Genomic DNA, 15,226 nt, shown 5'->3' on the forward strand with positions numbered 1-15,226 from the left:
CTTAATGAATTTTGCTGCCCAGTGTCACCACGCCGTCCGCCTTCTCGCGGCCCAGCCAACTGGTCCAGCCGAGGCGACAGGCGTTCTGCTCACCGATGCGCAGTTCGCGGATTTCTTCCTGGCGCAAGACCAGGCGAATGTCGTAATCGAGCGGGTCACGCAGGGTGAACCGCACCAGCGCGCAGAGCGGCTGGTAACCAAAACCGATTGGCAGGAATTCGTGGAATCGCTGCCAGTCGAGTTGGGTGATATGAATGCGGAATTTGCCGCTGCGGTCGCGCACGCGCTCACCGAGCACCAGGTCCTCGCCAAGCACACTGTTGTCGCGGCCCAAACGATTGCGCTGCTCGTCGAGAATTTCCACGCGGCGCTCGATGCACTGCTCGATGACCAGGTCTTCGTGCTTGAAGTAGTAACGCAGCACGGCCTCGATCAACGCCGCCGAGTGCGCCCGCAAGCTGAGCAGGCCGAGGTACGGCAGCAGGCGTTTCCAGTTGAGTTCCTTGGCCTTGCGAATCTCGTCGCCACCCAGGCCGATCAGCGCGAACAGCTGCGACGAAAACGGGTCAATCGCCCCGCTCTGGAAACTCGCGCGGTAGCGGTACTTGCGCCAGATCGGCAGCATCAGCCGTTGCAGACGATGGTGGAACAGGTCGAGGAAATTGCGCGTCGGGTTGCCGTCTTCGCTGTCGCCCAAGGCTTGCTCGCCGTAGAACGCCGGCAGCGGTGAACCGGAACCGACCAGGCCAATCAGGTTGAAACGCACGCGCGCGCGCATCTGCCCGTGCTCTTCGAAAAACTCCACGCGATCGACATCGCTACGCGGAAATCCGAGGCTGGGGTTGGCCTGAAACTCGACCTGATCGTACAGATCGTCTTCGCTCAGGTGCGGGTGTGCCTCGCGCAGCCGGTCGATCACCAGCAGCACGGCCTGAAACAGCGAGTACTCGCGTATTACCCGGGTCAGCCCGCTTAAAGCAGGGGCTGAAGGCCCATACGTGGTGTCCATTGGTACACCTCTCCCTGTGTGCTTTTTACCCGCAGCTCATGGAATGAATTGAGACTGGCGTAAAGCGCGAAAAACTCGTTAAGAACCGAAGCGAAAACGAACAGGTCGCCTTCGCCGATATACCCTTCCGGGTCGATGGTCAGTTCGGTGCGCAAACCGCGCACCGGCAGGCCACGGTGCAGCCGATCGACGTGGTGGTGCTTGATATGTTTGAGGCCGCCGAGCAGGCGCTTGCTGACTTTCTCCGCGTGCTGGTCGTAGTAGCGCGGCAGGTCGTAGGTTTCCAGAATCACCTTCAACGCATTGACGTCGGCCAGCGACAGATAGTTAAGCGACATGTTGCTGATCAGCTTCCACAGGAAGTCGCGGTTCAGCGGCGGCGCGAAGCTTGGAGTGGCCGGGGTGATGTTGCGGAAACTCAAGAACTCCGGGGTCTCTTCGCAGGCCATGCAGATGTCGCCGAGTTTGAGCTTCTTCGGCAGGTTCTGGTTGGTGCACATCAGCTCGATCGACAGCGTTTCGTGAGCTTCGGTGTGGCGAATACCGAAGCTCAGGTAGGTGTCGAGGCCATCGTGCAGCAGCGACGAACGCTGACGGATGCTGTAATGCGGACGGCTGTTGGGCACGTCGAAACTCGGATCGTGCTCGAAAGATTCGAACGGCACGTATTCCTGATAACCGAGGCCGCCGGGCTTCCATCCCGTCACGGTTTCCACCGAGAACACGCCGCAGTTTTCCAAATCGTATTCCGCCGGCAGCAGCAGGTATTCGTCCTGCTTGCCGTCGAGGCGAATCGGCAGCGCGTCGTGCTCGAACAGATTGACGATCGGCGTGCAGAACAGCTTCACGTTATCCAGCGTCGGACGCATGCGCATGATGCCGCTCTTGCGAATATCGAAACGCAACTCCAGGCCGCGCATCTGCTTGAGGGTGTCTTCCGGCAATGCCTTGAGAATGTCCAGACCGTTGACGTCGACGAACAGGAATTTATCCTGGAACGCGAAGTATTCCTGCAGGTAGCGGTAGCCACGGAAGGTGTTCAGCGGATACGGGATCAACGCTTCTTCTTCGGCAAAGCCAACCGGTTTGACCCGGTCACCGGGAATCTTGAACGCCATCGGTTTGCCGCTGACGCCATCAATCGGCTTGCCGGCGCCGTCGAGCGGGATCAGTTCGATGCCTTCGAGGTTGCGCAGCAGGCTCAGATAAAGCATCTGGCTGATATAACGCTCACCGGCAAAATGCAGGCGCAGCTTGCTCAGTTCCAGTTCGCCGAGGTGGCCGTCGGCGCTCATTTCCAGACGCAGGCTGAGCAGCGAACCGTCGCCCTTTACCGAATAATTCAGCGCGGCTAGATCCAGCGGCAGCACCTCAGTCGGGTAGCAAGTGCGGAAGCGGCAACGCACGTCTTCGACCGGTTTGCTTTCCACCGGTGTATCGCGCTCGACCACCAATGCCGGGCCGGAACGTTTGAGCGGATCGAACTGCAAAATGCTGAACGCCGGCAGCGGGCGCATGTAGTTCGGCCACAGCAGTTGCATCAGCGAATGGCTGAGCTCCGGCAACTCGTCATCGAGCTTCTGGCGCAGCCGCCCGGTCAGAAACGCAAAGCCTTCCAGCAACCGCTCCACATCCGGATCCCGCCCGGCCTGACCCAGATACGGCGCCAACGCCGGACTACGCTCGGCGAAACGGCGACCGAGTTGGCGCAGTGCGGTGAGCTCGCTTTGGTAGTAGTGGTTAAAGGACATGTATGGCTGCCTGGGTATTTATTCGTTTGATTTGCAAACTGAAAGCGACTGAGAGCGCAAATATGGGAAAACAAAAAAAATCATTTCGTACTCCGAGCTAGCAAGAACCGTTCAAACTTACCAGCCACCCATATCGCCAGAGCAGTGAGCCCACCTGTAAGAATGCTATAGGCGACCGCTCGAACGGGATAAAGCGGCAACAGGTAAAGCAATATCATCGAAACCATTAAAACAACAACACTAAACTTAAAAAATCGTCTTGGAATTATAGCAACCAATAAATTAGCAAAAATAAATAGGTAAAAAATCATATACATGGCAATCCCAATGGAAGCGCCACGAGACGTCAAACCACCAAATGAAACTTTATACAGAGAGACCCCGTAATAATTAACAACAACATAAACGACGCAGGCAAAAAAGTGCACGAGCAAGCCCGCTGCTATCCTCGTCATCATCTCTTCCACTCTCCATACTTATCTACAGAGCCCTGAGTGATGGAGCTTCTCAATTTCTGATCGGAAACGCCGAGGTAAACTGTGCTGGTCACCACTTTTTCGCGATAGCCCATTCGCCCAGCAAATACTCTTATAGTTTCAGTGCGTAGCTCAAAATTTTCAGAGGTCCACAAAGCACCGCGCAGCACCATGTAGTTATCGTATTCGTTGGTTTTGTCCTCCTTCGGAAATATAGGGATACCATCACCATACGTCATACCGGTTTCAACGGTTTTCTTGATAGCGGTTTCCGAAGACTTGGTTTCTTCCAAATATAAACGGTAGGTATCGGTCGAGAACGGTATTTGTCCAACACCGTCAGTCCAATAGGGCTCGCCCTCGATCATCACCATTATAAATCCGGCGCCGCCCTCTGAACTATTTTTCCAATCACCGGGCATTCTAGGAGCGAAGCTAATTGACATTCTGTCAACAATTGCAAACTTTATAATTTCTGCCCAGGTAAATTGTTTATAAGCATTGTATGCGTCCGTGCCGGCAGTTTTAGACTCGGGATTCACCCATAACTTTTCCCGGTAGTTATCAGCTAGAGGCTCAAACCATTGGATGGCTTCCGCATAGAGCTTTTCAGCCGTCATGATTCTGAACTGAACATCTGATGCATTCGGTTTTACAGCAAAAAGAGGTACGCCATTGCCTCTGGTTATCAGCCAAACATTTGGCAAAGGAAGCTTTTTCGGTTCTTTATCTTCACTCGGCGTAGTTTCGGCTTTAATTTTCAGCTCCGTTTTTCCATCGGAGGTCTCGAAACCATGTGCGATGCCGTCGATAACAATAGAGGTTTCCACGCGATTACTCCGCCGACACGTAGATGGTAACCATCTCGCCTTGTTTACCAGTGGAGAAACACCCCGTGCCCCCAGCTGCCGACGAACATCCTGCTTTTTCTAATCCACTCTCAGAAACCATTCTGTAATTCAAGTTCGCGATTGGTTGTCCGTCCGCTGCATGAAAGGAAAAAACTCGGTTGAAGATCCCAGGAATAACAACGGGCTCCGGCGGCACAAACGGCGCCGGCGAATGCGAATTCCCGATAATCACCGTCCCGGATCCAGCCGTAACCTTGTTGCCATGCGTACCCACCGAATCAACCGTCGCGGCAGGTTTGCCGTTGATCAACACAGTGGTCGCCAAACCTCCCGACATCGCACCACCACACGCCGAGGCATCGCCTTGGCGGGCGGCCGCGAGGCCGTCGAAGAACACGTCGCCGGAACCGGCGGCGATCGGGTTGGTGCCGTGGCCGGGGAGCGGGCAAGCGGTGGGGTCGGATACGCGTGCTGCGGGTTTTCCTGACATTGAGCTCTCCTTAATAGGCTTTGGCGTGATGACTGTTCATTGTTCCTGAGTGCGGTTCATCGCATTAATTTTCCATGAGCATGTAAGACGTATTGCTGATGAACCTATTCATCCAGTGTTCATCCGGACGGGACAAGGCGAGAGAAAACGTATTGGCCTTTTTGTCCAGATAGATAAAAACCACACCCACTTCTGCCTCGTCCTCGCGCGCCCTCATGTCCAGAGCCAGCTCGGAAAACAAAGGAGTTCGGTACACATGAGCTGGATTTTCACGTTCATAAAAACGAAGGTAAACCGTCTCTCTTGGCGTCAGCAGTGAGGCTCCCGCAACCGACTCAATGATGTATTTCCCGCTTGGACTCACAACAGACACATCCGCTTTTCGGCTCAGCAGCTCATAGACAGCAACAGCAAAAATCACCAGGAGCAACACAACGACTATCGCAACGGAGGTCAGCAGTTTTTGAAAAGCATGACTCATCGGCATTCTGGAATGATCCAACTTTCCCAGCCCTCTGAGCCCGGATATAGAATCATCTCGCCCTGAAACTCAGGGGCAATGCCTGGATCGCCTTCCCTCATCCACAGATTCCACTCCGACGTTTTCAAGAGCCGTCCATCTGTTGTGTAAACACGGTAGAAAAACTGACTGCTGAACAGCTCGAAAATACCGCCCATCGCGCCCAGGAACGCGTAATCAGGTGCATATCGGGAGATGTGGCATTTACCCGATTCACTTGCATTGGTTTTCAATAGCTTTGCAGTCAGCGAACTGAACACCTTCAATACAATGAACATCAGCAGAAACAGGGGTACCGCTATCAGGAGAACAAACCCGGATTTTCTGGTGAAACGTGCTGCAGGTTTGCCAGACATCGGGATTCTCCTTAGGTGACCTTCACTTGACCGCTGCCATCCAGGCGCGCGGAAAAACTGACCTGACGCTTGAACCCTTCAACTTCCAGCAGGCCTTCGATACTGAAGGACAGGCGAAGTTGATCGTGGTCACGCGGCAGGGAAATGACACGCACGTTGCTCAGGCGTGGCTCGTAGGCTTCGATGAAGGTTTCGATGGCCAGACGGGCCTGACTCAGGGAGTCGTGCAGGCTCAGACGCATGTCATTGAGATCGGGCAACCCGTAGTCGGACAGCGTTTGCACGCTGCCGGCCCGGGTGCTGAGCATTTTGGCCAGATGGGCAGCGACTGACGCCATGGCAGAAACCTCGAGGCTCCTGCCCTTGCGTTTTTCCGCGTCGCCATTGAGACGTTCGAAAAGGCTGCCGTATCCGTCCATGAGTCGCTCTTACTCTTTGTCCAGCTTGCCAACCAGCGACAGGGTGAAATCGGCACCCATGTACTTGAAGTGCGGACGCACGTTCAAGCTCACGCGGTACCAGCCTGGCTCGCCTTCAACGTCGCTGACGATGATTTGCGCAGCGCGCAGCGGACGACGGCCACGGACTTCGGCGCTTGGGTTTTCCTGGTCGGCCACGTACTGACGGATCCACTTGTTGAGTTCCAGCTCGAGGTCGGTACGCTCTTTCCACGAACCGAGTTGCTCGCGCTGCAGCACTTTCAAGTAGTGAGCCAGGCGGTTGACGATCATCATGTACGGCAGTTGGGTGCCGAGCTTGTAGTTCAGCTCTGCCGCCTTGCCTTCTGCGCTGATGCCGAAGAACTTCGGCTTCTGCACCGAGCTTGCGGAGAAGAACGCCGCGTTGTCGGAACCTTTACGCATGGTCAGGGAGATGAAGCCTTCCTCGGCCAGTTCGTATTCACGACGGTCGGAAACCAGAACCTCAGTAGGGATCTTGGTTTCGATTTCGCCCATGCTTTCGAAATGGTGCAACGGCAGGTCTTCAACAGCACCACCGCTCTGAGGGCCGATGATGTTCGGGCACCAGCGGAATTTGGCGAAGCTGTCGGTCAGCTTGGTGCCGAACGCGTAAGCGGTGTTGCCCCACAGGTAGTGCTCGTGGCTGTTGGCAACGGTTTCCTTGTACACGAACGATTTGACCGGGTTTTCTTCCGGATCGTACGGGTTACGCAGCAGGAAACGCGGCACGGTCAGGCCAACGTAACGGGAGTCTTCCGAAGTACGGAAGCTCTGCCATTTGGCGAATTGCGGGCCTTCGAAGTGGTCTTTCAGATCTTTCAGATCCGGCAAGCCGGTGAAGCTTTCCAGACCGAAGAATTTCGGGCCGGCAGCCGCGATGAAAGGCGCGTGGGACATGCAGGCTACGCTGGACACGTACTGCATCAGTTTCACGTCCGGCGAGCTTGGGGACATGTAGTAGTTGGCGATGATCGCGCCAACCGGCTGACCACCGAACTGGCCGTATTCAGCGGTGTAGATGTGCTTGTACAGGCCCGACTGCATGACTTCCGGCGAATCTTCGAAATCGTCCAGCAGGTCTTCTTTCGAGACGTTGAGGATTTCGATCTTGATGTTTTCGCGGAAGTTGGTGCGGTCCACCAGCAACTGCAGGCCACGCCACGACGATTCCAGAGCCTGGAAGTCCGGGTGGTGCAGGATTTCGTCCATCTGACGGCTGAGCTTGGCATCGATCTCGGCGATCATGCGGTCAACCATGGCTTTCTTGACCGGCTCACCGTTGTTCTGCGGCTTGAGCAGCTCTTCGATGAACGCCGACACACCGCGCTTGGCGATGTCGTAGGCTTCGTCGTCCGGCGTCAGGCGGGTTTCGGCGATGATGCTGTCGAGAATGCTGTACTCGCCGCTCGCGGCGCCTTTCTCTTGTGCTGCGCTAGTGCTCATTGTGTTGGCTTCCTTGGCTGCTGGGTTCAGGCGTCAGTGGCTGCGGCGTTCAGGCCCAGCTCACCGAGTACGCGACCGCGGGATTCGTCGTCGGCGAGCACGCCTTCGATGGCTTTACGGAAAGCAGGTGCGTTACCCAGCGGGCCTTTGAGGGCCACCAGCGCGTCACGCAGTTCCATCAGCTTTTTCAGCTCAGGCACTTGCTCGACCAGGCTGGCCGGGTTGAAGTCCTTCATCGAATTGACGCGCAGTTGCACGCCCAACTCTTCAGTGCTGCCTTCTTCCTGCAGACGGTTCGGCACGTTCATCGTCAGGCTAAGCTCTTGCTTGGCCAGCACTTCGTCGAAGGTCATCTTGTCGATGCTGATCGGCTTGCGATCTTCGATCTTGCGCTCGTCTTTGCGGTGGGTGTAGTCACCGATTGCCAGCAGTTTCAGCGGCAGTTCAATCTCTTCCTGAGCACCGCCGGTGGCGGGTTTGAAGGTGACGTTGATGCGTTCCTTGGGGGCTACCGAGCCTTCTTTGGCCATGGCTTTTCTCCTTGCGGTTGTGGCCCTGGGGCCTATTCGAGTACCACTTCGAGATCGAGGTGGCACAGCCTGCGATAAATCTCTTCCTTGCGTTCACGCACTGCATGGTTCTGCGGTAACAACTCGCAGCAACTGTGCAGCAGGTGCAGCACTTCCAATGCAAGATCGGGCTCCCAGGCGTGCAGGCCTGAGTCCTGTAATGTCTGATCGAGGGTTTCCAGCTGGTTTTTGGCCAGTTCGTATTTCTTGGCCATGAAGCACAGCCTTGCGAGCGCGAACTGCCAGAAGAAGCGCTCGCGCCCGCCGTGGGCCGATTGCAGCCCTTGCTTGAGAATCTGCACGGCAGGCTTGAGGCCTTCCTTGCGCAGAGTCGGCAAGACTTCTTCGAGGGCTTTTTCCCAGGCTGGCTGGGTTTCGACGTTGTCGCTTTCAACCTTGCGGGGCGCGCTGGCGCTTTGCAGGTGCGGCATGACGTTGGCGGCAATCCACGCCCGGGTAGACGGATCGGCAAACGGCGCGCCGTCGTGGTAACGCAATTCGACAATGCCGGGCAGGCGCTGAATCAAAAGCGCGAAGTGGATTTCCACTTCGCGCATGGCCAGCTCGGCGTTGAGGTTCTGGAGACACTCCCAGACCATCCTCTGGCCATCGAACCAGAACGGCGCCTTCGCCAGACTCGCCTCCAGTTCCACCAGCAGGTCTGCGTATTTGCCCTGATCGAATCGATCCTGATAAAGCTTCAGCTTGTCGAGCGGCAGACCGCGCAACACGGTGATCTGCTCGGCATTACGCTCGGGCACGGCGTCGATGGTCATCCACAGCAGCGTGCGGTTCAGGCGCAGGGCGCGCAGGTCGGTGGCTTTCTGCTTGAGCCACCAGGCACACAATGGCCGGGCGCTTTCCTGCTGGGCGCGCAGCGCTTTGTGGGCGTCTCTTTCGTTGTCGATCGGCGCGCCGGGCGTCAGCAGCTGACTCGCCGCCTGCTTGACCTGCGCCACCGCCGCCCCCACAACACCGGGGGCCGGCTGGTTGTCGGCGGCGCGCTGGATCATGGTTTTCAGGCGGCGGGAGATCGGCAGTAACAGCGGCGAGTCGTCACCCAGATGTTCAGCGCAAGCGGCTTCGAGACCAGACAGGTGCTCGGAGAGCTGCCGGAACATCGGCAACTGCTCTTTGATCGCAATGTTTTCGGTGATGACCTGCTCAAGACGCGGCACCAGCCAGCCAATGGCAGCGGCACGTGTGCGGGGTTTGAGCGGGTGAACGTCGGCCCAGTTGTTTTCCGACAAGTGGTGCAGCAAGCCAAGGCCGGCCAGCAGGCCGGGGAAGGATTCACGCTGGTAAAGCGACCAGGTCAGCCAGGCGCCGACACGCAAATCCTTGGATTGGGTACGCAGGAGATTTTCGCTGTTTTCGCGAATTTTCAGCCAGTCGATCTGCCCGCTTTCGTGCATCGACGAGGCTTTGGCCAGCTCGCTTTCCAGCGCCTCGAATTCGCTCGAAAAACGAACGTCTTCGCCCGCGAAATTCTCTTTGGAAACAGAGACTTTGGCGAGTTCGAGGTAATGGGCGGAAAGTTTGCTTGAGTAGGACATCCATGGCCTTTATTAAGGATTACAGTCAGACGCCAATTTCAGGTGCGGCGACGCCGGACAGTATCGAAGAGCAGTGATGAAACTCATCCAGATTGAGTGAGTGCTCTTTCAAGTGGGCGCATCGTAATCACTATGATGGCCACTAGCAAGCATCTGATCAAACAACAAGACGAAGTGTTCATGAGGGGCTGTAAGAGATCGCCCTATATATGACAAGGGATTCCCTGACATCGATTTATATTGCCGGCATTTCCCCGGCACCCTCGAAACCATCGGCCCAGAGCGGTCCGAGCAAGCTCGACCGCATTGACCCGAACGACCGTCCCATTTCACGTCGGCAAGCATGACAACACTTTGAAAAAATAGAAGTAGGACTCTTCCGAAAATTTGCTGACTTCTATCCATAACTCATCGGCGACAACGCTCAACTACAAAAGTGCCATCAATTTGATAGCAAATCATGATATTGAAACTTCCCCCCCGCAAATACTGCGCATCAGTGCTAACTCAATAATTATCGAACTGCTTTCGCACAGTCCTTTCCGTCAATTCACCCAGCCACATCACGCCCGAAACACTCTGACAAATCTCAGGGACACTTCTTACATCAATTTATTTCCAACGTTGCTAGCTTGGCTTTGCAAATTATTTTGCGTGGCCATCACGGACGATCGGACACCGCGCATCGACTCACTTGCTTAAGGACAAGCGTATGTTCAATGCAGGCAATTGCTCGCTATTCACCCTGCAAATCCCCGCTATTCGACACGACTTCAAGGTGCTTGCCTTCAACGGCACCGAAGCCATCAGTCAGCTCTACTCCGTGAGAATCGAACTGGTCAGCGAGCATCCGGATTTCGATCTGGAGAGCCTGCTCAGCCAACCTGCATTTCTACGATTCGGTTTCAATGGCGAAGGGATTCATGGGCATATCGAAGATGTGACGGTGGCAGAGTCTGGTAAACGACTGACTCGCTATGAGCTGACGCTGATAAGTCCCGCGGTAAACATCGACCTCTTACCAATGCATCCAAAGCCTACATCGAAAAGTTCGGGATTCCCTATGAGGGCTGGTAAGGCGTCAAAATCTCCAGGTATTCATTTATCCACCGTCGGTCACCGACCATTCACCACTGTCGTCCCTTTCATTTCGACTTCAAACGCTACTAAAGAGGGTCTCTCAAAACGCTACGATCAGGGAGTTCGTCAATGAAGAGGACCACTATCTGGCAAAAACGAAGGCCGTTATTCGTTGCTTATTGAGCTGGAATTTGAAACCTTCACCGGAAAATTCAACGCGCCACGAAAGCGGTTAAGGAGCATTACCTCATGGAACTGAAACCACTATTCTTCGCAGCACTGATGTGGCTGCCCATCACCCAAGCGTCAGCGGACGCCCCGCCGCTGGACGGCCATTACTATCTGTACGGCGCAATGGAAATGGGCGCCGAGTTGCTATTGCGTAAGGACGGCACCTTTGACGCAGGTATTTCGTATGGCAGTGCCGACGGTTTTGCCAAGGGGACATGGCAGGTGGAGAACGAAACACTGACGCTGAAAAGCGCGACCAAAGCCGCCTCCAACAGCGATTTGTCCGGCCTGTTTCAGGATCTGGAATTGGCCATCGAACCAAACTGCCTGGCGGTAGACTTCGGCAACGGCAAGGCTTGCTTCCGACGCAAGTAAGCGCGTTAAACAGCCACAAAAAATGGGCACTCGACCGCAATCGATGTGCCCATTTTTCTATTACGGTTCTCCCCACTATTCAGGGAGTTCGCCGCAATTAAGGATTAACGCTGTCTTTCAACGACTTGCCTGGCTTGAATGCAACAGTGTTGCTGGCCTTGATTTTCACCGGCTCACCGGTCTGCGGGTTTTTGCCGGTACGGGCGCCGCGGTGGCGTTGCAGGAAGGTGCCGAAGCCCACCAGCGTGACGCTGTCCTTGCGGTGCAGAGCGCCGGTGATTTCTTCGAGAACGGCGTTGAGCACGCGGTTGGCCTGTTCTTTGGTCAGATCTGCTTTTTCAGCGATTGCAGCGGCGAGTTCTGGTTTACGCATTAGTGAAGCCCCTTTGACGGTTTTTTGTTGTTATGTCCGTGCTGTTCTCGTTGGAACAGCGCCCAAGGCGCCGCAGGCTCTACGCTGCGGCAGACGGGAGTGAGAATGGCACGCGGATACGGGCGGCGCCAGTCTCCCCGCGACCTTTGTAGGGGCAAAAGCTGGGTGATTCCGACAGAACGACCGGTATTTACGCCAGCAGGGCCGGAAGCTGTTTGTTCAGGGCGAGTTTTTCCATCACCGCCGCACCGGTCAGGGCATAACCCAGCAACTGACCATCGGCGCCGTGGCACAGGGCCTTGATGTCGGCGCCCTGCCCCTCGACGGTCCAAACCCCTTCGCTGCCCCGTGGCGGCGGCGATACCACCAATGGGCAGACCGGAGTTTTCACGGTGATCGGCATCGGGCCGTAGTTCACCGCCGTCGGGTTGCCTGCGAGGGTTTGTGCCAGCGCGCGCGCACAACTCATGAGGGGCATCACGTACAAAAGATTGAGCCCGTCGACCTCGGCGCAGTCACCCAAGGCATAGATATTGGCGTGGGACGTTTTCAGTTGTCGATCAACCACGACACCGCGATTGACCTGCACGCCGGCCGCCGCCGCCAGATCGATGCGAGGACGCAGGCCGATGGCCGAAACCACCACGTCGCAGGGAATGACCTGACCGTCGGACAAATGCGCTTCCAGGCCGTCGGCGACCTTGTGCAGACGGGTCAGCACCGGGCCGAGGTGGAATTTTGCGCCAAGGCTTTCCAGCCCGGACTGCACCGCGGCTGCGGCCGCTGGATGCAACAGCATCGGCATGACTTGCTCGCACGGCGCAACCAGTTGCACCTCGTAGCCACCGAGGATCAGATCGTTAGCGAATTCACAGCCGATCAGCCCGGCACCGAGCACCAGCACCCGACGCTTGCCAGCCGCTGCCGCTCGGAAACGTGCGTAGTCTTCGAGATCATTGATCGGGAACACCCGATCAGCACCATCGCCTTCGATCGGCACGCGTACGGTTTCTGCACCCCAGGCGAGGATCAGGTCGCGATATGCCACGACTTCTTCGCCGATCCACAGGCGCTTGTGGCCCGCGTCGATGCCGCTGATGCGCGTGTGCGTACGCACCTCGGCCTTCAACTGCTCAGCCATCGTGCCCGGCTCGGCCATGCTCAGGCCATCGGCGTCCTTGTTCTTGCCGAAACCGGTGGAGAGCATCGGCTTGGAGTAGGAGCGACCGTCATCGGCGGTAATCAGCAGCAGCGGTGTTTCGCTGTCGAGCTTGCGAAACTCGCGGGCCAGGTTATAGCCCGCAAGCCCGGTGCCGATGATGACGACTGGTGCGCTCATGCCTTACTTCCTCAGTTTTTCTTAGTTGATTTCGATCATTTCGAAGTCCATCTTGCCAACGCCGCAGTCTGGGCACAGCCAGTCTTCCGGCACGTCCTGCCACAGGGTGCCCGGCGCGATGCCGTCATCCGGCCAGCCGTCGGCTTCGTTATAGATCAGGCCACAGACCACACATTGCCACTTCTTCATTCAGGTACTTCCTCAGGATTCAGGCTTTTGCCGGCGCGAATGGTCGATGGGTGTTGCGCTGCCATCCGGCTCAGGGCGTTTTGTACTGATGGTACCGGGCAGATGCAAGCCTGTTCGGCGCAACGGCGACCCGGATCAATCAATGTCGATGCTCGCCATGGTAAGCTCGCCGCCTCATTTGCGGCCAATAATGACTCATTGTGCAACAGACAAATTCCTCCCCGGCCCCGCTCTGGCTGCCCCAAAGCCGACTGACGCCCCTCCCCGACTCTTCGACCCTGGACTGGCTGTTCGACGAAGGTTCGCTGACCCGCCGCCTGACCCGTCTGTCCAACGATGGCTTCAGTGTCATGCCGCTGTTCGAAGGCTGGGATACCTTGCGCGACGATGAATGCGCCGCGCTGGATCTGGCAGAAGGCAGCGAAGGCTGGGTGCGCGAGGTGTATTTGCGCGGCCATGGCCAAGCGTGGGTGTTCGCCCGCAGCGTGGCATCGCGCAGTGCATTGCAGGGCGATGGTTTGCACATGGATGAGTTGGGCAGCCGCTCGCTGGGCGAACTGCTGTTTTGCGATCAGGCCTTCCAGCGCCGCGCCATCGAAGTCTGTCACTACCCGGAACAATGGCTGCCGCCAGCCGCCAGCGCGCCCGAGCTGTGGGGGCGTCGTTCGCGTTTCGACCGTGGCGCATTGAGCGTGCTGGTTGCGGAAATCTTCTTGCCGAGCTTGTGGGACGCCGCACGCGCCCATCCGGAGAACTGCTGATGTACCAGAGCCTGCTCAAGTCCCTGAACCGTTTGAACCCGCGTGCCTGGGATTTCATTCAGTTGACGCGCATGGACAAGCCGATCGGCATTTATCTGCTGCTGTGGCCAACCTTGTGGGCGTTGTGGATCGCCGGCAAAGGGTCGCCGTCGCTGGCCAACGTGGTGATTTTCGTCCTCGGTGTGGTGCTGACCCGCGCCGGTGGCTGCGTGATCAACGACTGGGCCGATCGCAAGGTCGACGGCCACGTCAAACGCACCGCGCAACGGCCTCTGGCAGCCGGCAGGATCAGCTCAAAAGAGGCGCTGGTGTTCTTTGCGCTGCTGATGGGGGTGAGTTTCCTGCTGGTGTTGTGCACCAATGCCCCGACAATCTGGTTGTCGCTGGGCGGTCTGGCGCTGGCCTTCACCTATCCGTTCATGAAGCGCTACACCTATTACCCGCAAGTGGTACTGGGCGCGGCGTTTTCCTGGGGGATGCCGATGGCCTTCACCGCAGAGACCGGCGAGTTGCCAGCGGCGGCGTGGTTGCTGTGGATCGCCAATCTGTTGTGGACGGTGGGTTACGACACCTATTACGCGATGACCGATCGCGATGACGACCTCAAGATCGGCGTGAAATCCACGGCGATTCTGTTTGGCGAGGCGGATCGGGTGATCATCCTGACCTTGCAGGCGCTATCGCTGGGATGCCTGTTACTGGCCGGGTCGAAATTTGAGCTGGGGATCTGGTTTCAACTCGGTCTGCTGGTGGCCGCCGGCTGCTATGCGTGGGAGTTCTGGTACACCCGCAACAAGGACCGGATGCGCTGCTTCCAGGCGTTTTTGCACAACCACTGGGCCGGGCTGGCGATTTTTGTCGGGATCGTGCTGGATTACGCGTTGCGTTGAGCCACAGACCCAGTGGGAGTGAGCCAGCTCGATAGCGGTGGATCAGTTCACAAATATTCTGACTGACACGACGCTTTCGCGAGCAGGCTCGATCCCACGGGGAATCGCGGTTATTTCTGCGATTCGCGAACGACGTGCCAGACGCTCTTCATCTTGTCGCCTGTCATGTCTCCAGGCTTCTCGTCCTTCATGAAGGTGTACAGCGGTTTGCCATCGTAGGCGTACTGCATCATGCCGTCATCGCGCTTGATGACACTCCATTTACCGTCAGCTTTGGCGTCCGCCGGCGCCATCAATGGTGGCCAGTTCTTGGCGCAGTCGTCGTTGCACATCGACTTGCCGCCAGCGTCCTTGTCGAACGTGTAAAGCGTCATGCCTTTGTGGTCGACCATCATGCCGTCTTTCATCATGGCCGGATCGGCAGCCATCGCCAGTCCAGGCAGAGTCAGGGCGGCAGCCATCAGCAAAGCTTTGAAGGAAACAGTCATTTGAGTCATGGAAACCTT

General features: G+C 56.9%; 18 protein-coding genes and 1 pseudogene. 4 read left to right on the forward strand and 15 right to left on the reverse strand.

Annotation, left to right across the window (positions count from 1 at the left end; translation table 11 throughout):
- Window position 1: 1 nt before the first annotated feature.
- From tssG to tssA, 11 genes are all read right to left on the reverse strand, one after another.
- Complete coding sequence (tssG, locus tag H8B20_RS11735) at window positions 2-1,009, reverse strand: type VI secretion system baseplate subunit TssG (RefSeq protein WP_042561791.1); 1,008 nt, start codon at window positions 1,007-1,009, stop codon at window positions 2-4.
- Window positions 973-2,760, reverse strand: coding sequence for a type VI secretion system baseplate subunit TssF (gene tssF / locus H8B20_RS11740; RefSeq protein ID WP_150616894.1), 1,788 nt, complete (start codon window positions 2,758-2,760; stop codon window positions 973-975). The genes tssG and tssF overlap by 37 nt, the downstream gene beginning before the upstream one ends.
- Window positions 2,761-2,840: 80 nt before the next feature.
- Window positions 2,841-3,218, reverse strand: coding sequence for a hypothetical protein (locus H8B20_RS11745; RefSeq protein ID WP_210623348.1), 378 nt, complete (start codon window positions 3,216-3,218; stop codon window positions 2,841-2,843).
- Complete coding sequence (locus H8B20_RS11750; RefSeq protein ID WP_210623210.1) at window positions 3,215-4,066, reverse strand: hypothetical protein; 852 nt, start codon at window positions 4,064-4,066, stop codon at window positions 3,215-3,217. Before H8B20_RS11750 ends, H8B20_RS11745 begins: the two co-directional genes overlap by 4 nt.
- A gap of 4 nt (window positions 4,067-4,070) precedes the next feature.
- Window positions 4,071-4,577: a PAAR domain-containing protein gene (locus H8B20_RS11755; protein WP_093429636.1), complete on the reverse strand. Its 507-nt coding sequence runs from the start codon at window positions 4,575-4,577 to the stop codon at window positions 4,071-4,073.
- Window positions 4,578-4,641: 64 nt separating this feature from the next.
- Window positions 4,642-5,064, reverse strand: a complete 423-nt coding sequence (locus H8B20_RS11760; protein WP_042561801.1) for a hypothetical protein — start codon at window positions 5,062-5,064, stop codon at window positions 4,642-4,644.
- On the reverse strand, window positions 5,055-5,453 hold the full coding sequence (locus H8B20_RS11765; protein WP_210623211.1) for a hypothetical protein: 399 nt from the start codon (window positions 5,451-5,453) through the stop codon (window positions 5,055-5,057). Before H8B20_RS11765 ends, H8B20_RS11760 begins: the two co-directional genes overlap by 10 nt.
- 11 nt (window positions 5,454-5,464) lie before the next feature.
- The gene (gene tssE / locus H8B20_RS11770; protein ID WP_042561803.1) at window positions 5,465-5,872 is read right to left on the reverse strand and encodes a type VI secretion system baseplate subunit TssE; all 408 of its coding nucleotides are present in this window, start codon (window positions 5,870-5,872) and stop codon (window positions 5,465-5,467) included.
- A 9-nt stretch (window positions 5,873-5,881) separates the two neighbouring features.
- Window positions 5,882-7,357 (reverse strand): type VI secretion system contractile sheath large subunit, encoded by a 1,476-nt coding sequence (tssC, locus tag H8B20_RS11775; protein ID WP_042561804.1) that lies wholly within the window; start codon window positions 7,355-7,357, stop codon window positions 5,882-5,884.
- A gap of 26 nt (window positions 7,358-7,383) precedes the next feature.
- On the reverse strand, window positions 7,384-7,887 hold the full coding sequence (tssB, locus tag H8B20_RS11780) for a type VI secretion system contractile sheath small subunit (RefSeq protein WP_042561805.1): 504 nt from the start codon (window positions 7,885-7,887) through the stop codon (window positions 7,384-7,386).
- Between the two features lie 32 nt (window positions 7,888-7,919).
- Complete coding sequence (gene tssA / locus H8B20_RS11785) at window positions 7,920-9,482, reverse strand: type VI secretion system protein TssA (protein ID WP_042561806.1); 1,563 nt, start codon at window positions 9,480-9,482, stop codon at window positions 7,920-7,922.
- A 712-nt stretch (window positions 9,483-10,194) separates the two neighbouring features.
- On the opposite strand from tssA, the pseudogene H8B20_RS27825 reads away from it, so the two are divergent.
- Together H8B20_RS27825 and H8B20_RS11795 are read left to right on the forward strand one after the other, a co-directional pair.
- Window positions 10,195-10,476: pseudogene (locus H8B20_RS27825) on the forward strand (contractile injection system protein, VgrG/Pvc8 family); the annotation flags it as partial.
- A 335-nt stretch (window positions 10,477-10,811) separates the two neighbouring features.
- Window positions 10,812-11,168, forward strand: a complete 357-nt coding sequence (locus H8B20_RS11795; RefSeq protein ID WP_210623213.1) for a hypothetical protein — start codon at window positions 10,812-10,814, stop codon at window positions 11,166-11,168.
- Between the two features lie 97 nt (window positions 11,169-11,265).
- Here H8B20_RS11795 and H8B20_RS11800 read toward each other — a convergent pair whose 3' ends face one another.
- The 3 genes from H8B20_RS11800 to H8B20_RS11810 form a co-directional block, all read right to left on the reverse strand.
- Entirely contained in the window at window positions 11,266-11,541 is a 276-nt protein-coding gene (locus tag H8B20_RS11800) for an HU family DNA-binding protein (protein ID WP_003213368.1), read from the reverse strand.
- A 190-nt stretch (window positions 11,542-11,731) separates the two neighbouring features.
- The gene (locus tag H8B20_RS11805) at window positions 11,732-12,880 is read right to left on the reverse strand and encodes an NAD(P)/FAD-dependent oxidoreductase (RefSeq protein WP_210623214.1); all 1,149 of its coding nucleotides are present in this window, start codon (window positions 12,878-12,880) and stop codon (window positions 11,732-11,734) included.
- 21 nt (window positions 12,881-12,901) lie between these two features.
- Window positions 12,902-13,069 carry a rubredoxin gene (locus H8B20_RS11810; RefSeq protein ID WP_007954349.1) on the reverse strand — a complete coding sequence of 56 codons (168 nt, stop codon included), beginning with the start codon at window positions 13,067-13,069 and terminating at the stop codon, window positions 12,902-12,904.
- Window positions 13,070-13,269: 200 nt separating this feature from the next.
- Here H8B20_RS11810 and H8B20_RS11815 point away from each other — a divergent pair, with 200 nt between their 5' ends.
- The gene (locus H8B20_RS11815; protein ID WP_210623215.1) at window positions 13,270-13,830 is read left to right on the forward strand and encodes a chorismate--pyruvate lyase family protein; all 561 of its coding nucleotides are present in this window, start codon (window positions 13,270-13,272) and stop codon (window positions 13,828-13,830) included.
- Window positions 13,830-14,720, forward strand: a complete 891-nt coding sequence (ubiA, locus tag H8B20_RS11820) for a 4-hydroxybenzoate octaprenyltransferase (protein ID WP_210623216.1) — start codon at window positions 13,830-13,832, stop codon at window positions 14,718-14,720. The genes H8B20_RS11815 and ubiA overlap by 1 nt, the downstream gene beginning before the upstream one ends.
- Before the next feature lie 110 nt (window positions 14,721-14,830).
- Here ubiA and H8B20_RS11825 read toward each other — a convergent pair whose 3' ends face one another.
- A complete protein-coding gene (locus tag H8B20_RS11825; protein WP_150688302.1) occupies window positions 14,831-15,217 on the reverse strand; it encodes a COG4315 family predicted lipoprotein in 387 nt (128 codons plus the stop codon).
- Between the last annotated feature and the right edge of the window lie 9 nt (window positions 15,218-15,226).

Source organism: Pseudomonas sp. P42, from assembly GCF_017973755.1.
GTDB classification, from domain to species: domain Bacteria; phylum Pseudomonadota; class Gammaproteobacteria; order Pseudomonadales; family Pseudomonadaceae; genus Aquipseudomonas; species Aquipseudomonas iridis.

Excerpts from the sequence above, each read along its gene's own strand:
- tssG (WP_042561791.1), bottom strand. The coding sequence starts at position 1,009 with ATGGACACCACGTATGGGCCTTCAGCCCCTGCTTTAAGCGGGCTGACC.
- tssF (WP_150616894.1), bottom strand. The coding sequence starts at position 2,760 with ATGTCCTTTAACCACTACTACCAAAGCGAGCTCACCGCACTGCGCCAA.
- H8B20_RS11745 (WP_210623348.1), bottom strand. The coding sequence starts at position 3,218 with ATGATGACGAGGATAGCAGCGGGCTTGCTCGTGCACTTTTTTGCCTGC.
- H8B20_RS11755 (WP_093429636.1), bottom strand. The coding sequence starts at position 4,577 with ATGTCAGGAAAACCCGCAGCACGCGTATCCGACCCCACCGCTTGCCCG.
- H8B20_RS11760 (WP_042561801.1), bottom strand. The coding sequence starts at position 5,064 with ATGCCGATGAGTCATGCTTTTCAAAAACTGCTGACCTCCGTTGCGATA.
- H8B20_RS11765 (WP_210623211.1), bottom strand. The coding sequence starts at position 5,453 with ATGTCTGGCAAACCTGCAGCACGTTTCACCAGAAAATCCGGGTTTGTT.
- tssE (WP_042561803.1), bottom strand. The coding sequence starts at position 5,872 with ATGGACGGATACGGCAGCCTTTTCGAACGTCTCAATGGCGACGCGGAA.
- tssC (WP_042561804.1), bottom strand. The coding sequence starts at position 7,357 with ATGAGCACTAGCGCAGCACAAGAGAAAGGCGCCGCGAGCGGCGAGTAC.
- tssB (WP_042561805.1), bottom strand. The coding sequence starts at position 7,887 with ATGGCCAAAGAAGGCTCGGTAGCCCCCAAGGAACGCATCAACGTCACC.
- tssA (WP_042561806.1), bottom strand. The coding sequence starts at position 9,482 with ATGTCCTACTCAAGCAAACTTTCCGCCCATTACCTCGAACTCGCCAAA.
- H8B20_RS11795 (WP_210623213.1), top strand. The coding sequence starts at position 10,812 with ATGGAACTGAAACCACTATTCTTCGCAGCACTGATGTGGCTGCCCATC.
- H8B20_RS11800 (WP_003213368.1), bottom strand. The coding sequence starts at position 11,541 with ATGCGTAAACCAGAACTCGCCGCTGCAATCGCTGAAAAAGCAGATCTG.
- H8B20_RS11805 (WP_210623214.1), bottom strand. The coding sequence starts at position 12,880 with ATGAGCGCACCAGTCGTCATCATCGGCACCGGGCTTGCGGGCTATAAC.
- H8B20_RS11810 (WP_007954349.1), bottom strand. The coding sequence starts at position 13,069 with ATGAAGAAGTGGCAATGTGTGGTCTGTGGCCTGATCTATAACGAAGCC.
- ubiA (WP_210623216.1), top strand. The coding sequence starts at position 13,830 with ATGTACCAGAGCCTGCTCAAGTCCCTGAACCGTTTGAACCCGCGTGCC.
- H8B20_RS11825 (WP_150688302.1), bottom strand. The coding sequence starts at position 15,217 with ATGACTCAAATGACTGTTTCCTTCAAAGCTTTGCTGATGGCTGCCGCC.